Annotated in this window: 5 protein-coding genes and 2 pseudogenes; all 7 read right to left on the bottom strand. The window is 47.8% G+C overall.

Annotated elements, in window-relative coordinates:
- Positions 1-435 (bottom strand): annotated as a pseudogene (locus tag C228_RS0112780) (hypothetical protein); the annotation flags it as partial.
- A gap of 61 nt (positions 436-496) precedes the next feature.
- Positions 497-865 carry a capsid cement protein gene (locus tag C228_RS0112785; RefSeq protein ID WP_018652981.1) on the bottom strand — a complete coding sequence of 123 codons (369 nt, stop codon included), beginning with the start codon at positions 863-865 and terminating at the stop codon, positions 497-499.
- Positions 862-1,890: a hypothetical protein gene (locus C228_RS0112790; protein WP_018652982.1), complete on the bottom strand. Its 1,029-nt coding sequence runs from the start codon at positions 1,888-1,890 to the stop codon at positions 862-864. The genes C228_RS0112785 and C228_RS0112790 overlap by 4 nt, the downstream gene beginning before the upstream one ends.
- A gap of 225 nt (positions 1,891-2,115) precedes the next feature.
- The gene (locus tag C228_RS0112795) at positions 2,116-2,607 is read right to left on the bottom strand and encodes a phage virion morphogenesis protein (protein ID WP_018652983.1); all 492 of its coding nucleotides are present in this window, start codon (positions 2,605-2,607) and stop codon (positions 2,116-2,118) included.
- A gap of 101 nt (positions 2,608-2,708) precedes the next feature.
- Positions 2,709-3,962: a PBECR2 nuclease fold domain-containing protein gene (locus tag C228_RS0112800; protein ID WP_018652984.1), complete on the bottom strand. Its 1,254-nt coding sequence runs from the start codon at positions 3,960-3,962 to the stop codon at positions 2,709-2,711.
- Positions 3,955-5,457, bottom strand: coding sequence for a phage portal protein family protein (locus tag C228_RS0112805; protein ID WP_026313310.1), 1,503 nt, complete (start codon positions 5,455-5,457; stop codon positions 3,955-3,957). Before C228_RS0112805 ends, C228_RS0112800 begins: the two co-directional genes overlap by 8 nt.
- A 2-nt stretch (positions 5,458-5,459) precedes the next feature.
- A pseudogene (locus C228_RS13770) lies at positions 5,460-6,353 on the bottom strand (hypothetical protein); the annotation flags it as partial.

Raw genomic sequence — 6,353 nt, forward strand, 5'->3', positions numbered from 1 at the left:
CTGACGTGCGCGCGTACGTAGCTTTTCTAACTCATCGCCACCTTTTTTCTCCGTTTGCTTTTGTTCCAGCTGTTTTTGTAAGCCGATAGCTTCATCAATTAGGTTAATGGTTTGCTCTACCGCACGACCGTCCGGATCGTAGTTTGCCGGCGCATTTTTAACGTCAACCAACGGCACCGGCGCATCTAATGCGTGATCTTCGGTAGACGCGGTCAGTTCAGTTGCACTAAATTCCACTTGGTTCGGGCGAGATGTACGACCGACAATGGTTTTCGGCACGGTAAAACCTTCGCCTAAATCATGTTTCAGGTATTTAAATTCCTGTTTTGCTACGTCAGAACGTGGTAAAACTTGATCTGCAATCATGCGGCGGTTGCGATATGCAATTGCAATAGCAGTTAATACTGGATTGACTGGGAAATTTGCTTTACTCATTTTTTGTCCTTTTCAATATGTGAAAATTAGTTACAGTTTTGCTTAAATTTTAATAGGCAGGTTAGTCAGCAGACATAAAGCCAGGAACGATAAGCAAAGAGCCCAAATCGTCTTCTTCGCCATCTTCTTCTGCGACACCAATGTAAGCTTGTTTTGAGGTGGCTTTTATAGCGCGCCCTTGTGCATCTGTTGTTAAAAACTCACCGCGTTTTACCGTGCCGCCATAAATGACTGGGTATAAACCAGAACGCACCACATCAACATGCTCGCCTGGCGCTTTCGGCACACGAGTAGAAACACCAATAAGTTTATCTGTCGCTGCTGTTGCTTGTTTCACCGCGTCTTTTTCTTCACCGAAAGCCACAATGCGATAACCTTCGATTTTGCCTTCAGTAATGTAAGCAACGGTTAATTCAGGGGTTTGGGTCATTTTTTCGCTCCTTGCATAATATGATTGACGGCATCGGTCATTGAGATTTCAACGCCTGCTTTCATTTGCTGTGCTTGATACGCAGATGCCGCTTTCGCGATAGAGGCACCGTCGGCAAAATCTATTGCGTTTTTATCTTTTTCCTCCTCTTCCGCCGATTTTTCGGCAAAATCGACCGGTTTAGCGTTAAGTACATCTTTGAGCACATCAATAGAAGATTTAGAGACGGTTTGTGTGCCGTCAGAAAATGACACTGGCGCGTTGCCCAGCTGCACCATTACTTCAATTAATCCTGCTTTATGCGCTGGCAATAATTTGCCCGCTTTTACAAGGCTGTCGGCAAAATCGGTGGCTTCTTTTTTCTGTTTTTCCGCTTCCGCTTTAGCTTTTTCCTGTTCGGCGGCTTTTACTTTGTCTTCGCGTTCGGCAATGGCAGCTTCACGGGCAGCAAAGTCGGCTTCTTTTTTCGCCATTTCGTCCGCTGCCAGTTTTGCGGCGGCGGCTTTAATCGTGGCTTGTTGTTCTGCTTCTGTCATGGTTTTCTCCTGTGGTTTGGGGTTAGCAGAGTCGGATTCGTCAAAAGCAAAGTCGGCAAACGCATTGTCGCCACCTTGGCTTTGCGCAAAATTCACGTCTGCCAAGCCTTTCACGGCGGGCGGTACGGCGCCCAAAAAGCCGACATGACGTAAATAATAATGACCGGGTTTCGGATTGCCGGGCGTTTCCGGCAGAAAAATGGATGCGCTGCGCTTTTTATAGCGCCCAGCATTCACCGCCTCGGCAAAGGCTGCGTCAACTTGTCCCACATGGGCGTAAAGTATGTCGTCCTCCACGCTGGTCTGTTTTACCCAGCCGTAAGCCGGGGCAGTGAGATTTGGATGACCGATAACAATCGGTGATTCGGCTAATTGAGGGTCGTAACTGTTGGCAATATCATTGAGCATGTCCGCCGTAAAGGAGATATCACGCCCGTCCATCGCCGTATGGGTACCTAATTTCATAATAGGCATTTTGGTTAATGTCATGTTGAAATGTTGCTCCGGTTAATTCAATGGAGCCAGTATGACAGGAGAGAAAGAAAATGTATTTTGGACGCGTCTAGAATGTGTTGAGTGAAAAAATGGATAAAGTGCGGTGGGGAAGCATCATATTTTGTGCATTTTAGGCGTTTATAAACGTTTATAAACGCCCTAAAGCAAATTTAAGCTACAATGTATCGAAAAACAGATAAAAATGCCAAAATGCACCTTTTACGTATTAAATTCGTTTTTCAGGTGTTTGCGAGCAATGTCGATTAACCTTTGTTCGTCATCTGTCGATAAACCAAGCCATGGTCGAGCAGGAATGGTGACGCTTTTAACCGGTCGTCCCTGCACATTTAACGCCTTAGTATTTTTAGTGGTAATAGTGCCGCCGAATTGATGGATAGCTGCATAAGGGCGATCGGAGCCAAACACCACACCGGTATCGCTTGCCTGATAGCGCAACGTACCGCTTAAATGCCCGTCAAGGGTTAAAATTTTATCGGCATTTTTCTTTTTACTTTCACGATACCAGTCTTTCAGCGGTTGCCACGGCGTACCATTCGGCGCTTTCCGAGCAGTAAAGCGAGCGAAGTGGATTGCCAATAATTCTTCGCCCATCTCGGCAAACATCAGCTTCGGGCGGCTCAAGCGCTCTACAGCTTTGTCGATTAGGCGACTCAGTTGTGATATATCCAATTCAATATTGACTGCGGTCATATTTTGTCCTATATTGATTTTAACGCATCGGGTGGGCAGTCTCCGCCAGGACCTCAAATCCCACACCCGGCGAGACTCATCTGTGGCGGCGGGTGAGTTTTTTAGTCTTCGTCGTCACGGTAGTACAACATTACCCCGGTGCGTACTTGTTCTAAATACTCATCTTTATCCGGCGCAAATATCGTCACACCTTCCCAACCATCACGCCCGACATCAAACACCGCCAATGCTGGCACATTATGCTTTCCATCGGCAAGCTCAAAGCGAGCGATATAGCGACGACGCACAATGACTTTATCAATATTGAGCCAATGTTCGGTACGCGCCCAAATTTCATCAGGCGATTTCAGCGCCATAGCCAAAATCTTCAGATATGCTTCGCGCCCGCGTTTTTTCAGTTTTGAATGACCGCTACGTGAAGTAAACAAGGCGTCGCTGATTACCAGGCTTTCACCTAGTACATCCTTAAATATCACCGGCTTTTCCTCGGTTGCGCCGAATTCGGATAGAAATGCGTTGATATAAAAACTATCCTCTTTGCCCTCCGGTAATAATAAACTTGACGCCACTTTACGTGGTGCTGGCATTGGAATAGGCGTATCTTTGCGGTGTGGATAAAACGCCACTCGGCGCGGTTGCCCACCATCGTCTAACGGTGGTGGAGTTTGACTAGTTAAGCGTGATGCGCCGGGAATATGCTCAAAGCCGGGGTCAATACCTTTTGGCACTTTAACAATACGTGGATTTAAGCCGCGCACGCCGACAATGCGATCCTGCCACTCAATTTTCGGCGCTTTATCCACTTTAAACCCATTACGATCCATGTATGCCTGGCTGCGCCCGATAACGGTGCACTGACAACCCCAAGCGTTGACTGGAAAGTGAGTTTGCCACCACGGATCATCATTGCGCAAAATCAAACCGTCCCAGTGCAAGTGTTCAATGCGTGGGTGGCTGACCGCATCGCTGTGGACATACTCCCAATAGGGCATGGTTTCTTTTAACTCTTGCAGTTGCGCATAACGCCCTGCCTGATAGCTTGAGCGCAAATTCGTTTCGTAAATGACTCGGCTACGCCAATTACGTCCACCGTTATATTGCCAACCATGTTTTGCTACAATTTTGTCGAAGTCCTTACGAAAATCTTCCAGGGTTTTACCATTTTCAATAAAGTCTTGAATAGATTTGGCAAAATCTTCAATAATTTCACGGCGATTCGCCCCGGCAACAACAGCTGCATAATCATGTTCCGCATTATAAATATCCGTCCATGTGGCGGTAGGCGTCGGGATTTTGCGCTTGTAAAACTCAATCTGCTCGTTAAATGGCACACTGCCATACACCACTTTATTCATTGCCAGCCTCGCTTACGACCGATTCGCGCCCGCTTAAATGCGCCGCATTCAGCGCAAGTGCCATGGCGGCGGTGTATTGCTCAAGACTCATATCTGGCATCACGGTCAAAAGCTCGTCACGCAGCTGCTCTAAAGATTCCGCGCGCTCGGCTAACGCCCGCACTTGGCTCATCCAGTTATCAATCACCGGTGCAAGATTGTTGTCGAGCTGACCAACCATGTAATCTGGGGTATCTTTTTCCACTTCACCTGCAAAGTCCGCCGTTTTCTTACCCATCTTATTTGGGGTCGGACCATCATTATTCGGCACTTCCGCTTTTTCCCAGTCTCCACCGTAAGATGCCTGGATTTGACCCAAGGTCGGACGATAACCAGTGGTTTCAAAAATGACTTTGTCGCGGTTGGCTTTTTGCGTTAAATCCTCCACCTCATCAAATACCCTAAATACACGTGGCGGGCGGGCGTTGGCAAAATTCATTTGGGTGAGCCAGGCAACCGGACCACGGTTAAAGGATTCACAGATGACATCAGAGTCCGCTTTGATAATGGACTCCAACACTTTTTCTTGTAATTCATCATTACCTAATCTGCCTGGCGTACCGCCGGATGATGACGTTTGACCCAATACTACACGCTGGATCCCTTCGTTCATGGTATCAAACAGTTCTTTATAAGAGCCGTTACCGCTACGCCCTTCGCTTAAAAGCTCAATAGGCATATCTGCAGGTATCACAATACCGCTATCAGATTGGATAGATTCTATAGCCTCTAACAAGCGCTTCTGGTCGGTCTCATTGGCATTTTTGCCGTAGCGCCCCAGTACGGTCGGCATGCCGAATTTTTCTAAGAAAATTAGCCAAAATTTAACGCCGTTACGTTTAAAAAAGCTTAACCAGTAAAGCCAGTGCGCAAGACCGATGCCATAGGGTTCATCGTCATGGTCGGCACCGGTGCAGAAACACCAGAAATACGGTGCTGGGCATTCAATCCCCTCGGTTTGATTGGTGCGGGTGAGCAGGCGCAGTTCGCCTTTCGGGGTAAAGCGAAAACGACGGCGATTACGCACTTTGATATCGGCGACATATTTACCGTCGGCGTTGACGCGGTACACCAGCTCTGCCACGGCGTAGCCGTAAAAAATACCGTAGTGCATCAGTTTGGTAATGCGGTCAAAGCCGATTTCGGCGACCCAATCTCGGATAAAATCCGCCGCTTGAATATCCTGTGGTTCATCGCTTGCTGGCTCTACCGTCCATTCGCGAGCAATTAATGCATCTTGACGTTGAGTAAAGGTGCGCTTGACTTCTTCATCACTCAATACATTCTCATACAAACTCAAATCACCGTTACCACGCCCGCGTAGCACGCCGTCTTCCGGTTGCGCCAATGCACCGACATAACCTTTGGTAATATCCTGCCCATCACCGGTTGTGGCGATTTCACGGTTGGTTTCCGGTTTTTTACTTTTGCTTTTAAACCAGTCTTTAAACCCCATCATTAAAATCCTCTAAAATTATTATATCCGCGTACTGTACCGAAGCCGCGTGTGGAAAAGGATGTACTTGTCCCGAATAAATCCGCCGTAGCACGACGCGCACCAGCTTTAAAATCAATCTCAAAACCCTCATCGGCACGGTAAGCGTAATAGAGTAGCAGCTTGGCTATGCCTGCGTCGCCGTGGCGTTGCGTACCGTTATTGCCTTGCGTTCGTTTATCCGGAATTCGCGGCACACCTTTAACCACCTGAAATGCCCGTAAATCATCTAGCATATCGGCGTGATGTGGGATGCCGTGAAAGGTACCGTCCTCGAGTGCGGCTTTAAACGGCGGCGCATGTTGGGCGTACCATGACTCGCTTAACATCACTGATTCGACTACTTGCCCGTAGCGGTCAAATGCCGCCTCAGACAAGAACTGACCGTTACCGCGTCCGTCGTTTGCCGCTTTAGAAAAGCGTGGCAGGCGGTCGCCGATGTAGTAGTAAACTTGTTCTTGTTGCTTGAATGGGATTTTTGACATCTCAACAACAAGAACCTCTCTCAGTGTTAAATCTGATTGCTCTTGCCCCACACAGATGACTGATAAGTCACCGTTACGTGCAAAGTCCTCACCGATATAACTACGCTGTCCCTGTGGTAAGGCTTGCAATACGGGTAGTAGGTTTTCTTCGCACCATGCTTCGATTTCGGTATAGCGCACAGGCTCATCGATTAAGCTAAACTCATCATTCTTAGTTAAGCGGATAAGTGGCGTCTCTTTGCTCATCCGGCTTTCGATAAGTGCACGAGTAAGCCATGCACCGCCAGAGTTACGAGGAATACAATCTAATTCTTCTGCGGCTGCATCTCCGTAAGAAGCACGTATTTCAGCCACCCACTCATCTTGTGCTTG

It is taken from the genome of Actinobacillus capsulatus DSM 19761 (genome assembly GCF_000374285.1).
Classification (GTDB): domain Bacteria; phylum Pseudomonadota; class Gammaproteobacteria; order Enterobacterales; family Pasteurellaceae; genus Actinobacillus; species Actinobacillus capsulatus.

Coding starts and splice junctions, on each gene's coding strand:
- C228_RS0112785 (WP_018652981.1), bottom strand. CDS start 865: ATGACCCAAACCCCTGAATTAACCGTTGCTTACATTACTGAAGGCAAA.
- C228_RS0112790 (WP_018652982.1), bottom strand. CDS start 1,890: ATGACATTAACCAAAATGCCTATTATGAAATTAGGTACCCATACGGCG.
- C228_RS0112795 (WP_018652983.1), bottom strand. CDS start 2,607: ATGACCGCAGTCAATATTGAATTGGATATATCACAACTGAGTCGCCTA.
- C228_RS0112800 (WP_018652984.1), bottom strand. CDS start 3,962: ATGAATAAAGTGGTGTATGGCAGTGTGCCATTTAACGAGCAGATTGAG.
- C228_RS0112805 (WP_026313310.1), bottom strand. CDS start 5,457: ATGGGGTTTAAAGACTGGTTTAAAAGCAAAAGTAAAAAACCGGAAACC.